This is a genomic window from Bacillus cereus G9842 (assembly GCF_000021305.1).
Taxonomy (GTDB): Bacteria; Bacillota; Bacilli; order Bacillales; family Bacillaceae_G; genus Bacillus_A; species Bacillus_A thuringiensis_S.
Map to the genome: position 1 here is coordinate 1047885 of NC_011772.1, position 16082 is coordinate 1063966.

A 16082-nucleotide genomic window follows, 5' to 3' on the forward strand; every position below is an offset into this window, starting at 1 on the left:
TTGCTTCAAAAAAGTTTTAAGCAAGAGAAAACGGTACCGGCCTTAAAGATGATAGCGTCAATGGTTATCTTTGGATCAGTTGGATTTTTTTCTGTTCAAACAAACTTGCCTTCGTTTGAATTAGTGTTTGTAAGGTGTATTTTTGCGACAATATTTTTAAGTGTATGCTGGTTGCTTACAGGGCAATATAAACAAGATAAATGGGAACGAAAAGAAGTTATTCAAGTTTTAATATGTGGCTTTTTCTTAGTATTTAATTGGGTTTTCTTATTTAAAGCCTTTGAAAATATGTCAGTTACAATTGCTATCTCAGTTTATCATCTTGCACCAGTAATTGTACTGTTAATTGGAAGTATCGTCTTTAAAGAAAAATTAACATTAATATCTATCATTTCAATAATTGTGTGTTTTGTGGGAGCTTTATTAATTGCTGGTATCGATGGAAGCTTCTCTGTAGGCTCATTAATGTCTTCAGGTATGATATGGGGATTTCTTGCAGCTCTCTTTTATGCATTTACAACTTTATTTGGTAAAGGGATTAACAAAATGAGTGCGTATGCAATGACATTTTTACAAACATTCTTGGGGATATTTCTTTTAATACCATTTATAGATTTAGATGCTTTTAGTGGCCTCACTCAAAGTAATTGGACATATATTATAGCTACTGGTTTTATTCACACTGGGATAGTGTATTATCTGTTTTTTGATAGTTTACGCCATTTATCTACAAAAACAATCTCAATATTAGTTTTTTTAGATCCGGCAGTGGCAATATTATTAGATACTGTACTTACTGGATTCCGTCCAACTTTAATGCAAATAACAGGAATTCTTTTTATTTTTATTGGCATGACTTTAACATTAAAAAAATCTAAAGATAAAAAACTGAGTCAAAAAGAAAATCGAATTGAAAGCGATGCTAGTATATCTCAACAATGATGAAATATATTGTGTATAAAACGATAAACCTTGCATGAATCATGCAGGGTTTATTTGGTCTAATATAATTCATATTTATAATATATGTTTTTTAACATGCTTTTGATTCACTTATATTTATTTGACTATAAATTTACAAAAATGTATATAAAACCTTATTTTTTGATAATATATAAGTAATAAATTCATAGAATTGGAGTGATGAGATGCAGCCGTTAGAAAGGGAGATTCATTCTAATATGCTGAAAGTGTGGAGGATTCACGCTTTAATTGGGGCGGCAGTTATACTAACAGTCGTAATTGCATATTTCTTTTTCATGATTAACTTTAACTGGTGGGGGTGGTTGTTTGGACTATTAGTAACAGGAGCCATTACATTTATTCCACTTGATTATTTTGTGTTTCCAAATTTACGTCAGCGCTATTATAGTTACAGATTAAATGAAGAAGAGATTGAGATTCAAAAGGGAATGTTTGTTGTAGAACGCGTACTTATTCCGATGATCCGTGTGCAGCACGTAACGATTGAGCAAGGGCCGATTATGAGAAAGTATAATTTAGCAGAATTACACATTTCAACAGCCGCAACTTCTCATAGTATCCCAGGTTTAACGAAAGAAGAAGCAGAACAGCTGAAAAGACAAATTGGAGAACTTGCGAAAGTGAGTGATGAGGATGTATAAGAGGCAACATCCGATCACGATATTGTTAGGTATTAGGGTTGCGAGTTTGTTGCCACTTATTATTCTTGTTTTATTTAAACCTGATGAACAAGTGGAACCTTGGTATTTATTTTATCTTTTCCTTCTGGTTGTTTTATTCATCATGGCTATTTTTTCAGCAATTAAATGGTATTTTAAAGTGTACTGGATTGAGAATAATATGTTACATGTAAAGCACGGTGTTTTTGTAAAGAAGGAAAGCTATTTAAATAAAGAGCGTGTACAAAATATTAGTACGTCTTCTAACTTCATTTATCAAATGCTCGGACTCATGAAGTTAAATATAGAAGTAGCCGGTGGTGGTAATGAACCAGAAGTGATGTTGGCTGGTATTAAAGAAGACGAGGCAAAACATTTAATCTCTGTATTACATAAGAAAGAAACTACTGTAAAAGAAGAAATAGAAGAGGAAGAAAGCAAGACGGTTTATCAGTTAACAGCGAAAGAGGTTTTAGCCGCAGCGATTACATCTGGTCGGTTCGGACTAGTGTTCTCTGGACTAGTACTTCTTTACACAAAGTTTGATTTTGTTCTTCCTGAAGGATTCACAAGTAAAGTAGAAGCGTATGTGATGGGAAACGGTGTTTATAAACTAATTGTAATTGCATTAATTTTAATGGCAATTTCATGGATTATTTCCACGGCTGGATATGTGTTGAAATATGCAAACTTTAAAATTGGGCGAAAAGGGGAAGAGATTCGTATCGTTCAAGGATTATTTGAAAAGAAAGAGTTTGTCTTAAAATTGCACCGCATTCAAGCGATTACTGTAAAAGAAGGTATGCTTCGCCAGCCGTTTGGCTATTGTGCTGTTGAAGTGGAAGCAATTCAAAGTATTGGAGCAGCAAGTAACGAAGTAATGTTGCATCCATTTATGAAGAAAAAAGATGTACAGCACCTGCTCACATATTTAGAGTTACCTTATGAAATCGAAGCGGAGATCGTTCACTTACCAAAAACAGCGTTGCGTCGTTATTTCATTATGGGCTGGTTAATAAGTATCATACTCACAGTTCTAATTGCCAGCGTGAGTATATATTTAAAACGATATATTGCGTTGTTTGTTATTTTACCGTTATTTATCGTGTTTTTGTTACTTGCGTATGCTAGATATAAAAGTGGTGGTTATGAATTAAGAGAAAATCAACTAACGGTTGTATATCGTAATTTTTCGAAATATACAGGAATAATGCGAAGAAGACATGTTCAAGCAGTAGGTTATAATCAATCGTATTTTCAAAGAAAAGATGAATTATGTACAACTCTTGTAGCGGTAGCCGGGCGCGGTTATGAAGTAAAGCATATGAGAAAAAAAGATTCGCTTCGTATATATAATTGGTACAAAGAAAAAGGAAACACCGGTGTGTAATGGTGTTTCCTTTTTGTCATTAAATCGATATCTTTAGTCGAATCGTTGATATATTTCAAGATGTGATAGATAAATTGAAAAAATCGTTGATATATTTCAAGATGTGATAGATATATTTGAAAAATCGTTGATATATTCAAAGATGTGATAGATATATTTGAAAAATCGTTGATATATTCAAAGATGTGATAGATATATTCGAAAAATCGTTGATATAATTTCACGTACTGCTAGTGTTGTATTACTTTTTAATTAAACTAACACATCAAAAGTAGTCACAAAAGAAGGACGAGAGAAAATACTCTTTTGCTGTTCTGCATGTGGATGCGCCTGTGCTTGTCCTTCTGCTTGTGCAGGACGTTTTTTATGAGCGTTTTCGAATGAACGTGATTCTGTCCAGTCTTTAAAGTTTTGCTCCGTTTCCCACATCGTTAAGATGACATATGTATCGTTACTTAATGGGCGTAGAACACGGATCGCTTGGAATCCTGGTTCGTTTTCAATAAGGCCTGCACGGTTTTTAAAACGGTTTTCAAATACTGGGCGACCTTCGTCTGTTACAGAAATATTGTTACAAACGATATAGCCAGGTTGTCCTTTAAATTCTCCAACAGCGTCTAGTACGTCATACTGAAGAGAACATTCTACAGATTCTTCTGTATTTTCTTTATAAAACATATTTTTCTCATCATTTTTTGCAGTGAAATGTGCTTGTTCTAGAGGTGTTTCGTATGAAATAATAGCCTTCATTTTAATGCCCCCTTAATAGTTTGTTTCTATTATATCAACTCTCTTAAAAAACTTCGAAGATTATATACATAAAGATACTTCTTTTTCAAATAATAAATGTACCATCATTTGGAAAGAAGGCCGATGTATGAAGAAAGTAAAGTGGACTTTATTAGGTGGCGTCGCAACGTTTATAGTAGCGATTGTACTCTATAAACTTATCGTGTTAGCTGGTGGCTATATGATGGATGAAAAGCAGCTCGTTTTCCACTCTTCATCACGTATCGTTGACCAGAAAGGGAAAGAAATTACGAAATTATACGTAGAAAATAGGGAGCTCGTACCGATCGAGCAAATTCCGAAGTATGTGCAGCAGGCGTTTGTTGCGGTGGAAGATTCTCGTTTTTATGAGCATCAAGGAATTGATTATCCGTCTATATTCCGTGCTCTTTATAAAGATACGTTAGCTGGAGAAAAGCTAGAGGGCGGTAGTACCATTACGCAGCAACTCGCTAAAAATGTCTTTTTAACTCGTGAAAAAACATTTACGCGCAAATTGAAGGAAGTCGCAATTTCTCTTCAATTAGAGCAAAAATATACGAAGCAACAAATTCTTGAAATGTATATGAATCATATTTATTTTGGTCATGGGGCTTACGGTATTCAAGCAGCAGCAAAGCTGTATTTTAATAAAAATGTTGAGGATTTAACAGTAGAGGAAGGGGCAATGCTTGCAGGTCTTCCGAAGTCACCAAACGGATATTCACCGTACTACTCTGCAGAGAAGAGTAAGGAACGCCGCGATCTCGTGTTGTCACTTATGCATAAACAAGGCTATTTGACTGCAGAAGAAAGCGTTCGTTATCAAGGGAAGATAATTGCTCTATATAAAAACTTAGATGAAAATGAGCTTGCATATATGCCGTATATTGATATGGTCATAGATGAAGCCGCTCGTTTATACGGGTTGTCTCATCAAGAAGTACTTCGCGGAGGATATACGTTTGTCGTACCTATGGATGAAAAAATTCAAAAGGTAGCGTATAACCAGTTTCAAGATGCAAGGAATTTTCCTGGGAAAGAAGAGGGGGCTCAAGGTGCATTTTTATTAATGGATAATCGTACGGGAGGGATTAAAGCGGCGATTGGGGGAAGAAAGTACGTCCCGAGAGGATTTAATCGTGTTTTTGCCAAAAGGCAGCCCGGATCTGTTTTAAAACCACTTATCGTTTATGCACCAGCACTAGAAACGAAAAAGTATAATCCGTATTCTTTATTAACGAATGAAAGAAATTCTTTTGAAGGGTATGAACCTCGAAATTATAATCATGAGTATTCAAAAGAAATGACGATGTATGATGCGATTTTAGAGTCGGCAAACGTACCAGCAGTTTCTCTATTAAATGAGTTAGGGGTAGAAGAAGGAAAGCAATATTTAGAAAAAGGAAATGTCCATATTGCAGATGCTGGTTTAAGTACAGCACTTGGCGGATTGAAAAATGGTGTTTCAACATTTGATCTTGTAAAAATGTATCGTTCATTTTTAGCGAATGGCAATATTATTGAGCCGCACGTTATTGATAAAGTATTAAATAGACACGGTGCAGTCATTGGGGAATCACCGAAAGTAGAGACGAAAATTTTTTCGAAACAGACGGCATGGTATATGACGAAAATGTTAGAAGGAGTTGTGAAGGAAGGGACAGCGAGAGCAGGTGTATATAACGGTGCGTTAGCTGGAAAAACAGGTACAACTTCATTGCCAAATGACGATAAGGGAGCAAGAGATATGTGGTTCGTCGGCTATACACCGAACTTAGTAGGCGCTGTTTGGATTGGTTATGACCGTACGGATAAGGAACATCAGTTGCAAGGAGAAAGTGCATCTGCGACAAAATTGTTTAAGAAAATTTTAACGAAGGCTAATGTAGAACATAAAGAGAAGTTTATGAAGCCTGAAGGTGTGGAAACAATCGGTGCTCCGATTCGGCTGCGTAGAATTGAAGATGTAAAAATGAAACTATCATTTAGCCCTTTCGGTTTATTTAAAGCAAAATTAAGTTGGACGCCACTTCCAGATAACAGAATTATGTACCGAATCTATAGAGTGGAGAACGGAATTCATACGCATGTTAGCACTGTAAATGGTGCTGGAGAATATGAGGAAAAGTTCGTTAACATATTTTCAAAACCGAGCTTTTACGTTGTACCATACAATACACAAACGAATCGCGAAGGAGAAAAGTCAAAAGTAGCTAAACCATAGTTTTTCTCTGTGTTATAATAAGAATGTTGTGAAAATAGTAAGCGTTTTTACGAATGTTTGTGTCAATTTAATGAACAACGTACATAATATTATGCATTTTGTTTTTACAAGCTGTATAGTAAAAAAAGATAAATATCGAACGTATTCGAAGCATTGGTAAGGAAGGGAGCAAGGGTCTTGGTAAGAACTATAAATGAGACATTTTTAAAAGCATGTAGGGGGGAACGTACCGATTATGTACCAGCATGGTATATGCGTCAAGCAGGTCGTTCACAGCCGGAATATAGAAAGATTAAAGAAAAGTATTCTTTATTTGAAATTACACACAATCCAGAGTTATGTGCTTACGTTACAAAATTGCCGGTTGATCAATATAACGTAGACGCAGCAATTCTTTATAAAGATATTATGTCACCACTACCTGCAATTGGTGTGGATGTAGAAATTAAATCAGGTATTGGCCCAGTTATCGATAACCCAATCCGTTCTTTACAAGACGTAGAAAAACTAGGGGAAATCAATCCAGAAGATGATGTACCGTACATACTAGATACAATTCGTTTATTAACGACAGAAATGTTAGACGTACCGTTAATCGGTTTTTCAGGAGCTCCATTTACATTAGCGAGCTATATGATTGAAGGCGGTCCATCTCGTAACTACCATAATACGAAAGCGTTCATGTATGCAGAGCCAAAAGCTTGGTTTGCTTTAATGGATAAGCTAGCAGATATGGTTATTACATATTTAAAAGCGCAAATTAACGCAGGAGCAAAAGCAGTTCAAATTTTCGATTCTTGGGTTGGAACAGTAAATGTAGCAGATTACCGCGTATTTATTAAACCAGCAATGGAGCGTATTTTTGCAGAAGTTCGCCCTATGGGTGTACCGATGATTATGCACGGCGTAGGAGCTGCACACTTAGTGAATGAGTGGCACGATTTACCGCTTGATGTAGTCGGCTTAGACTGGCGTTTACCAATTGAAGAAGCACGTGCACGCGGCGTTCATAAGGCGGTACAAGGAAATATGGACCCTTCATTCTTACTTGCGCCATGGTCTGTTATTGAAGAACATGTAAAAGGTATTTTAGATCAAGGGATGAAAGAGCCTGGTTATATCTTTAACTTAGGACACGGTGTATTCCCAGAAGTAAATCCAGATACATTAAAACGTTTAACTACATTTATTCATGAATACTCTAAAGGGCAGTTAGCGAAGTAAAGGAGAATTGCTGTATGAAAAAGAAAATTGGTTTGCTTGTAATGGCATATGGAACGCCATATAAAGAAGAAGATATTGAACGTTACTATACACATATTCGCAGAGGAAGAAAGCCAAGTCCTGAAATGCTGGAAGATTTAACAGAGCGTTACCGTGCAATTGGTGGTATTTCTCCTTTAGCTACTATTACATTAGAGCAAGCTAAGAAGTTAGAGAAGCGTTTAAATGAAGTGCAAGATGAAGTAGAGTACCATATGTATCTTGGTTTAAAACATATTGAACCGTTTATTGAAGATGCGGTGAAAGATATGCATAACGACGGAATACAAGATGCAATCGCACTTGTTTTTGCACCTCACTATTCTACGTTTAGCGTGAAATCATACGTTGGACGAGCACAAGAAGAAGCTGAGAAACTTGGGAACTTAACAATTCACGGCATCGATAGCTGGTATAAAGAGCCGAAATTCATCCAGTACTGGGTTGATGCAGTGAAAGGTATATATAACGGTATGTCAGATGCAGAGCGTGAAAAAGCAGTATTAATCGTATCTGCACATAGCTTACCAGAGAAAATTATTGCAATGGGCGATCCATATCCAGATCAATTAAATGAAACAGCTGATTATATCGCGCGCGGAGCTGAAGTAGCAAACTATGCAGTAGGCTGGCAAAGTGCAGGAAACACACCAGATCCTTGGATTGGTCCAGATGTACAAGATTTAACGAGAGAACTAAATGAAAGGCACGGTTATACTTCATTCGTATATGCACCAGTTGGATTTGTTGCTGAACATTTAGAAGTTTTATATGACAACGACTTTGAGTGTAAAGTTGTAACGGATGAAATTGGTGCGAAATATTATCGTCCAGAAATGCCAAATGCATCGGACGCATTTATTGATTGTTTAACAGATGTTGTATTAAAGAAAAAAGAATCTGTACTGTAAGAAGAAAGGGGGAGCCTGCTTGAGGAAAAAAGTTGTGATCGTCGGCGGAGGCATAACGGGATTAACAGCAATGTATAACTTACAAAAAAATATTCATGAAAAAAACTTGCCGATTGATACATTACTTATAGAAGCATCGGGTAAACTTGGCGGAAAAATTCAAACCGTTCGAAAAGATGGATTTACAATTGAACGCGGACCGGATTCTTTCTTAGCACGAAAAGAAAGTGCAGCTAGATTAGTGAAAGAATTAGGTCTTGGCGATGAACTTGTAAATAATCAAGCCGGTCAATCATTTATCCTCGTAAACAATCGGTTACATAAAATGCCGAGCGGATCAATGATGGGAATTCCAACGCAAATTACGCCGTTTCTATTTTCCGGGCTGTTCTCCCCAATTGGTAAACTAAGAGCTGGTTTTGATCTATTAATGCCGAGGTCAAAGCCAGTATCTGACCAATCACTCGGACAATTTTTCAGACATCGCCTCGGAAACGAAGTGGTTGAAAACTTAATAGAACCGTTACTATCGGGTATTTATGCAGGGGATATTGATGAAATGAGCTTAATGTCAACATTCCCGCAAATGTATCAGATTGAGCAGAAACATCGCAGTATTTCACTCGGTATGCGTACGCTCGCTCCGAAAGAAGAGAAAGCTAAACCGAAAAAAGGAATCTTCCAAACAGTGAAAACAGGTTTAGAATCTATCGTAGAATCTCTCGAAGTAAAGATGCATGAAGGTACGATAATAAAGGGAACTCGCATTGAAAAAGTTGCAAAACAGGGTGATGGTTATACAATTACTCTTAGTAATGGAAAAGAAATAGAAGCGGACGCCATCGTAGTGGCAACTTCGCATAAAGTATTGCCGTCCATGTTTGCTCAGTACAAGCAGTTTCGTTTTTTCCGTAATATTCCGGCCACATCCGTTGCGAATGTGGCACTTGCTTTCCAAAAGTCAGCAATCCGGCGCGATATTAATGGTACAGGATTTGTCGTATCACGAAATAGCGATTACACGATTACAGCATGTACGTGGACGCATAAAAAATGGCCACATACAACGCCAGAAGGAAAAACACTCCTTCGCTGTTACGTTGGACGTGCTGGTGATGAAGCGGTTGTAGAACAAACTGAAGAAGAACTCGTTCAGCTCGTACTAGAAGATTTAAGAAAAACGATGGATATTACAGAGGATCCAGAATTTACAATCGTAAGCCGCTGGAAAGAAGCGATGCCTCAATATACAGTAGGCCATAATGAGCGAATGAAAAAGCTCACAACATTTATGCAGAAAGAGTTGCCTGGTATATACTTGGCAGGTAGCTCCTATGCTGGTGCTGGACTTCCAGATTGTATTAATCAAGGTGAGGAAGCTGCAAAGCGTGTATTATCTCATTTGGAGAAAGTAATAGATGCTGAATTAATCGCACAATAAACGAAACGCCTTCAATTATATTGAAGGCGTTTCGTTTATTGTATAAAATACTTATTCGCCAATAAACATATATAAGTTATTTGGCTTTATAACGGCATCTCCTGCATAAATAACCCACTCTGTTAAGTTATCAAAATCTAAATGATAACTATTTCCTTCACTCATATCTTCTATAAAATATGGTTCATTAATGAGTATTCCTTGAATGAAATCTTCCGTAATATTTTGCATTTCAAACCACATATGTTCACTTTTTCCTTCTTCGTAGGAGACACCAAACTTAGCAAGGAAACGAAAATCTTCATTTGATTGTTCAATGTGAAAAATGTTGCTGAAATACCCGAAAGTATTTTTCGCATTGTAAGCCATACGATTGGTTTCACTATTTGTTTTATAGAACATGAGCCCTGTAGCTTCCTCGTGTTCTTTGAAAAAACTTTCAATATATTCTTCTGAAGTATTAAATTTGAATAAGAGAACGGATGGAGATTGATGGTATTCATCTCGGGCATCCATTCCGCCTAAGAATGTATTTTGTGCATCTATTGGTTGTAGTTTCACTTCTTCATCCTCGATTGAAGATAATTGGTCCATACTCGTTTTATGCCCTATATAAGATAATCCTTTTTCCCACGGAACAGCGACTGTATGTATAGAACCTTGCTGACTATGCGCGATAACGATAGGCTCATTCATAGGGACTTGTCCATTTTCAACCGCATTATTAGCAAATGTTTGAAAGAGATCGCTAATGCCGTAGTAGGAAGAAATGCGATTTGGAATAATTAACTCTATTTCAGTTACGCCTGCTCTTAAAAGACCGTGTGTATGAAACCAATATTGCGTAGGCTCATCATCTTTATCGTCTTCATAAACAGAATGAATAACGTACAAGTCAGGAATGTCAGGTAATAATTCATTTTCAACGTGATATTCAATATAGCTTCTAGATATCACTTTCATTGCTGCACTTGAATCGATTACAAATAACAAATCTGGGGCGAGATTCCATAAAAACTGTAACTGCTGGAAAAAGCAGTCCAGTACATCGCCTACAAATAGCGTACGAGTGAAAATTTCAGTGCCGAAAGCCGCATCTTCAAAATTACGATCTACGATTGTAGAATCTTGTCTATTGTACATTTTGTATTCTTCTGGGTCATTCGCCTCATCAATATGCAGTTCATACGGTATGATTGCTTCATCCATATGTAACTCAAAAATAAGGCTTGTCTCATCACTATAAACAATTTTTAACTCATCAACTTTAGTAGCGATAGTCTCTAGCCGCTGTTTTAACTGCTCAATTGTAATTCTAGTTGGTATAACAGCAATCATATCTGAAAAATGACGTTCTAATGTTCCATTCATAGCTGCGCGGTATGTTTCTGTTTGCACTTCCATCCAATCACTCCTATTCAAATGAATCCATTTTACATGCCAATCAAATGTCGATATTTTCTGTTTTCTCTCTCTAACATTATAGAGTGCATTTGTAGAAGGTGTAAAATTATTATTTTGTATTATAGGTTGAAAGCTTGTAAATTAAATAAATCTTTTGTAAAATTTGTCGAAAAATAGTTCTATATAACGAATCATTTGTTATGATAGAAATGCTGAGAAAATATGAAATATGGAGAGGAAAATGGCTGTGAAGAAATTGTTAAGTGTCTTTTTATCATTCTTGCTATTGCTTTCATTTACTGGAACTTTAGCGCAAGCAGAAGAAACTGCTTCTATGTCAGTAGAAAAAGCAATTCAAGTATTTAAGCAGCAAGGGAAAACGAAGGGGATAGTGGAAGGGTACATTGTTGGATATACGCAAAGTTCTTCTAAATATACGAAGGATCCAGCTAAGTTTGATGATACAAACGTAGCAATTGCAGATTCGCCAAACGAAACGAATCCAGACAAAATCATGCCTGTTCAGTTGCCAAAAGGTGATGTGAGAACGGCAGTGAATGTAAAAGATCATCCTGAAAATATCGGGAAGAAAGTTAGTTTGACTGGGACTCTTGAATTATATTTTAGTAACCCAGGTTTAAAATCAGTAACAGCTTATAAGTTTCAAGGTGAAGGCCAAAACCGTGTTAGCGATGTAGTAGCTTCACCGAACGGTGGAGAAGTTGCTAAAGGAACAGCGGTAACATTAACGACGAATACAGAAGGGGCAACAATCTACTATACGTTAGATGGCTCTAATCCTACTAATAAAAGCGTTCGTTATAATGGACAAATTGTAGTGAATGAAAATAGTGTAGTGAAAGCAATCGCAGAAAAAGAAGGGCTTACTTCTTCAGCAATTTCGACGTTTTCGTTTATTATCGTAAATAATGAACAGGTTCGTATTCATGACATTCAAGGAAAATCACATATGTCTCCTTACAACGGGAAGAAAGTATACAATGTGGAAGGCGTTGTCACAGCGCTTGATAAAAACGGCTTTTATATAGAAGACAATCAGCTAGATAATGATCCAGCTACTTCAGAAGGTATGTACGTATACAAAAAAGATGCGAATGTAGCAGTAGGAGATCTTATTCAAGTTGATGGAGTAGTAGAAGAATATGTTGGACCAGGATATGCAGAGCGATTTGAAACAGACTTAACGACGACAGAAATTAAGGCGAGTCGCGTTGTTGTAATCGCAAAAGATCAATCTTTACCAGCACCGATTGTACTTGGGGAAAACGGTGTGAAAATCCCGGATCAGATTATTGATAATGATGCATTTGGTTTATTTGATCCAAATGAAGATGCAATCGACTTCTATGAGAGTATAGAAGGTATGCGTGTTACGATGCCAACACCAAAAATTATTGCACCTCAGAAAAACGGAAATTTATATGTAACAGTAAAAAATGGTGGAGATAAAATAGTAACACAATATGGCACACCTCTATTAGATGAAAATCAATTAAACCCAGAGCGTCTTTCTGTAAAAGTGCCTCGCGATTATGTAGCAAAAGTAGGAGATACTTTCACTGGAGATATAACAGGGGTAGTAGGATATGATTACGGTTCTTTCCGTATTTCGCCAATAACAGAATTGCCAGCTGTAGTGGATGGTGGATTTAAGCAAGTAGGGGCAAATATTCAGCCTCGTCTTGATAAGTTAACAGTTGCTACATATAACATTGAAAACTTCTCGGCGAATAAAAAAGAAACAACAGATGAAAAGGTAAAAGCGTTAGCGTATTCTATTAAATACAATTTAAAAATGCCAGATATTATCGGTGTAGAGGAAATGCAAGATAATAACGGATCAATTAATGACGGTACAACAGATGCGTCATTGAGCGCAAAACGTATCATTGATGCAGTTCTAGAAATTCGTGGACCGAAGTATGAGTATGTAGAAATTGCTCCAAACAATAATCTAGACGGAGGAGCACCAGGAGCGAATATTCGCGTCGGTTTCTTCTACAACCCATCACGCGTGAAATTAGCAGTAGTACCGAAGTTACTTGATAAAAATGTGGTTCGCATTGGAGACGAAAGTTCATTATTTGAAAGTACACGTAAACCGTTAGCGGCAGAATTTACGTTCCAAGGACAAAACGTTGTTGTCGTTGCAAATCACTTAAACTCAAAAATAGGGGATGCAACGCCATTTGGAAAAGTGCAACCGCTCGTATTAAAAAGTGAAGACAAACGAATTCAGTTAGCACAAGAAGTAAATCAATTTGTACAAGGAATTCAGAAAAAGAACACAAATGCACCAGTTGTTGTGTTAGGAGATATGAACGATTTTGAGTTTGCTAAACCACTAAAAGCACTAGAAGGAACAAACTTAAAGAATATGTTAAACACAGTGCCGAAAGAGAATCGTTACACGTACATTCACGAAGGAAATGCACAAGTGTTAGATCATATTTTAGTAACAAACAACATCGCACCGCACACAATTGTAGATCCAGTGCACTTAAACTCAAACATAATGAAAGAGCACGGACGTGTAAGCGATCATGACCCAGTACTTGCTCAAATTGATTTGAAGAAAGCTTCTTAAAGAAAGGAACGCTTAGGTGACTGAGCGTTCTTTTTTGTTTCTGCATCAATAGTATAAAGAGATGATTCCTTTTTTTGTAATCTGATGATAAAATTAATTGAATATTCAGTCGTTAGGAGGGCAGCGATGCAAGCACGAATAAATGGGAAATTAATGAATCAGTTTGCAATTTTTTTTAGTACGATCGTCATGCTTCAGTTTGTAGCTGATATAACAGGACTTACAAGTAATTTAGACATTACGTATAACTTAATACATACAGCAACTTCTTATATAACATTTAGTTTGGCGGTTATTTTCACTTTAATAGGTGCAAGAAGAGAATTAAGTAAATATGCAATTGCTTCATTATGTTTAGTAGTGGCGATTAAAGCAATTTATTTTGTAGCGGTTGTTATTTTATGGGGATTGGCTGGTACACCGTAAATGAATAGTAAATAAAACCCTAATTTCCAATATAGTAAGGAAATTAGGGTTTTATTATACTTGAAAAGCCTTTCTACACCGCTCTCTTCTTTGCAACCTTCTTCTATATTTTTTTCTATCACGCTTTACTCCTTGTATGTACATGAATAAACTAACGAGAAGGAAAAAAGTGCATTGCATCGTTAAAATATACGGCGACATGCCATGCAACGGTTGTTTTGGGTCATATAAATGAAAAGGCGCTCCGCCTATTGTAGGGAATATCGTATTTAGCAGGACGTATGGAATGGAGGCAACTGCAAATGGGAAGAGAATCGCCATATAGTCCTTTTGTGACCACGCAGATGCTGCAAGTCCTAAAAGGGCCATTAAACCTGCAAATAAAAAATTAATTCCGATATATACAGTAATGTAAGTGAGGGGAGATTCGTAATATAAGTTTGCAAACATCCCATTATCATTTATAATGCCTGAACCAGCCGTCGGTTCTCCGTCTGGAATGGTTAATTTGCAAAATAATAACGATAAGATGAATGGAAATGTATAAAGAAGTCCGCCACAAAAGAATGTAACGATATATTTCGTTACTGAATAAGGGAACAAAGAAATCCCTTTACTTACAAACGGTTTAAAACCATCTGATTTATCCGAATTGTAACTTGTACTAAAGGGGAAACTAGCAATAACGGGCATTAATAATAAATAAACATCCATTTCATTGTCGCGAAATCCAATCCATTTAAAAGCTGTTGTTACAAACGCATCCGTTCCATCCCCAATGTAACGAATTACATAATAATAATGGTAAATAAAAATAAGAGCTAGTCCACTAAACATAATAATTAAAGAAACACGATTACAAAAAGCTTGCTTTATATTTAAACGAAGCGCACGCATCATGACTGAAAAAGCCTCCACTATTTTGATAAACTTGTCTATTTTCTATATTACTATTAATTGTAAAGATTTTCTTGTTTTTTTATTTGATTATTTGAAAAAGAGGAATTTTGTTGTTGTGAAGTAAGGTTTAATCATATATCTTAAGAACACCTTTTCCTTTTCTCTTTTCTTCTGATAAACTATGGACAGTATGATATACACTGACTGGAATTTTTTTATACTGGAAATAATAAAAAAGAGAACTTGTCTAGAATGTAAGCGTGTGGTAATATCAAAGGTGTACTGATTGACTATATTATCCAATTGGTCATTTTTGGAGGTGAAGATGTGGCGATAGATCGAAAACGTTCTATTATTGAAGCTGCAACAAAGTCTTTTTCAGCGTTCGGTTATAAAGCAACAACGATGGATCAAGTAGCGAAGTTAGCGAATGTAGGAAAAGGAACGATTTATACTTTTTTCAAAAATAAAGAAGAGCTATTTGGTGAAATTATTTCTAATTTAATTACAGAAATGAAGCAAGTTGCAGAAAGTGCAATTCGTTCAGATGTTTCATTTTTTGAAAATGTACATAGAGCATTATATAGCATCTTGGAATTTAGAAAAGAACATCAGCTCATGATTAAATTAATTCAAGAAGAGCGCGATATGGGAACGAAAGAAGTACAAGAAGTCATGCAACAAGTTGATGTGGAAATTGTTTCTGTTATTCAATCGTATTTAAAGATTGCGATTGAAAAAGGTGAAATTAGCAAATGTGATCCAGAAATTACAGCATTTATTATGCTTCGTCTATATGTATCGCTTATTTTTGATTGGGAAAAAAATCATGAACCGCTAGAAAAAGAAAAAATTGCAGAGTTATTTGAACTTTATTTACTAAAAGGATTGTCAAACTAAGATGATCCTTTTAATTTTATAAAAAAATGACCAAATTAATAATGAGGTCATATATTTAATTTGAGGAGGAGTTATAGAAAAATTATAATTATAATGAGAAAAAGTTGCATAGTAATAAATTCGGGGATAAGGCATATGTATGAACAAGTATAGCCTTTTTGTTTGAGTGAAAATGACCAAATGAACAATGTGGTCATTTAG

13 protein-coding genes are annotated in these 16082 nt (G+C 35.9%); 10 read left to right on the forward strand and 3 right to left on the reverse strand.

Annotated features, from left to right (window positions below; all coding sequences use genetic code 11):
• From BCG9842_RS05215 to BCG9842_RS05225, 3 genes are all read left to right on the forward strand, one after another.
• Entirely contained in the window at nucleotides 1–942 is a 942-nt protein-coding gene (locus BCG9842_RS05215) for a DMT family transporter (RefSeq protein ID WP_000939629.1), read from the forward strand.
• 206 nt (nucleotides 943–1148) lie between these two features.
• A complete protein-coding gene (locus BCG9842_RS05220) occupies nucleotides 1149–1625 on the forward strand; it encodes a PH domain-containing protein (RefSeq protein WP_001182720.1) in 477 nt (158 codons plus the stop codon).
• Entirely contained in the window at nucleotides 1618–3033 is a 1416-nt protein-coding gene (locus BCG9842_RS05225) for a PH domain-containing protein (protein ID WP_000278154.1), read from the forward strand. Before BCG9842_RS05220 ends, BCG9842_RS05225 begins: the two co-directional genes overlap by 8 nt.
• 252 nt (nucleotides 3034–3285) lie before the next feature.
• Here BCG9842_RS05225 and hmoB read toward each other — a convergent pair whose 3' ends face one another.
• Entirely contained in the window at nucleotides 3286–3783 is a 498-nt protein-coding gene (gene hmoB / locus BCG9842_RS05230; RefSeq protein ID WP_000644053.1) for a heme-degrading monooxygenase HmoB, read from the reverse strand.
• Between the two features lie 127 nt (nucleotides 3784–3910).
• Between hmoB and BCG9842_RS05235 the strand changes: the two genes are divergently transcribed.
• The 4 genes from BCG9842_RS05235 to hemY all read left to right on the forward strand — a co-directional run bounded on the left by BCG9842_RS05235 (nucleotide 3911) and on the right by hemY (nucleotide 9643).
• Nucleotides 3911–6028, forward strand: coding sequence for a transglycosylase domain-containing protein (locus tag BCG9842_RS05235; RefSeq protein ID WP_000756277.1), 2118 nt, complete (start codon nucleotides 3911–3913; stop codon nucleotides 6026–6028).
• A gap of 177 nt (nucleotides 6029–6205) precedes the next feature.
• The gene (gene hemE / locus BCG9842_RS05240; protein WP_000252608.1) at nucleotides 6206–7252 is read left to right on the forward strand and encodes a uroporphyrinogen decarboxylase; all 1047 of its coding nucleotides are present in this window, start codon (nucleotides 6206–6208) and stop codon (nucleotides 7250–7252) included.
• Nucleotides 7253–7266: 14 nt separating this feature from the next.
• A complete protein-coding gene (gene hemH / locus BCG9842_RS05245; RefSeq protein WP_000726771.1) occupies nucleotides 7267–8202 on the forward strand; it encodes a ferrochelatase in 936 nt (311 codons plus the stop codon).
• Nucleotides 8203–8221: 19 nt separating this feature from the next.
• Nucleotides 8222–9643: a protoporphyrinogen oxidase gene (gene hemY, locus BCG9842_RS05250; RefSeq protein ID WP_001228109.1), complete on the forward strand. Its 1422-nt coding sequence runs from the start codon at nucleotides 8222–8224 to the stop codon at nucleotides 9641–9643.
• Nucleotides 9644–9694: 51 nt separating this feature from the next.
• Here hemY and BCG9842_RS05255 read toward each other — a convergent pair whose 3' ends face one another.
• Complete coding sequence (locus BCG9842_RS05255) at nucleotides 9695–11047, reverse strand: DUF4026 domain-containing protein (RefSeq protein WP_000453727.1); 1353 nt, start codon at nucleotides 11045–11047, stop codon at nucleotides 9695–9697.
• 241 nt (nucleotides 11048–11288) lie between these two features.
• Here BCG9842_RS05255 and BCG9842_RS05260 point away from each other — a divergent pair, with 241 nt between their 5' ends.
• Together BCG9842_RS05260 and BCG9842_RS05265 are read left to right on the forward strand one after the other, a co-directional pair.
• On the forward strand, nucleotides 11289–13655 hold the full coding sequence (locus BCG9842_RS05260; protein WP_000279290.1) for a DUF6359 domain-containing protein: 2367 nt from the start codon (nucleotides 11289–11291) through the stop codon (nucleotides 13653–13655).
• A gap of 126 nt (nucleotides 13656–13781) precedes the next feature.
• Nucleotides 13782–14081: a hypothetical protein gene (locus BCG9842_RS05265; protein WP_001148894.1), complete on the forward strand. Its 300-nt coding sequence runs from the start codon at nucleotides 13782–13784 to the stop codon at nucleotides 14079–14081.
• A gap of 54 nt (nucleotides 14082–14135) precedes the next feature.
• On the opposite strand, the gene BCG9842_RS05270 is transcribed toward BCG9842_RS05265, so the two are convergent.
• A complete protein-coding gene (locus BCG9842_RS05270; protein WP_000984163.1) occupies nucleotides 14136–14981 on the reverse strand; it encodes a hypothetical protein in 846 nt (281 codons plus the stop codon).
• 327 nt (nucleotides 14982–15308) lie between these two features.
• Here BCG9842_RS05270 and BCG9842_RS05275 point away from each other — a divergent pair, with 327 nt between their 5' ends.
• Nucleotides 15309–15881 carry a TetR/AcrR family transcriptional regulator gene (locus BCG9842_RS05275; RefSeq protein WP_000963381.1) on the forward strand — a complete coding sequence of 191 codons (573 nt, stop codon included), beginning with the start codon at nucleotides 15309–15311 and terminating at the stop codon, nucleotides 15879–15881.
• Nucleotides 15882–16082 lie beyond the last annotated feature (201 nt).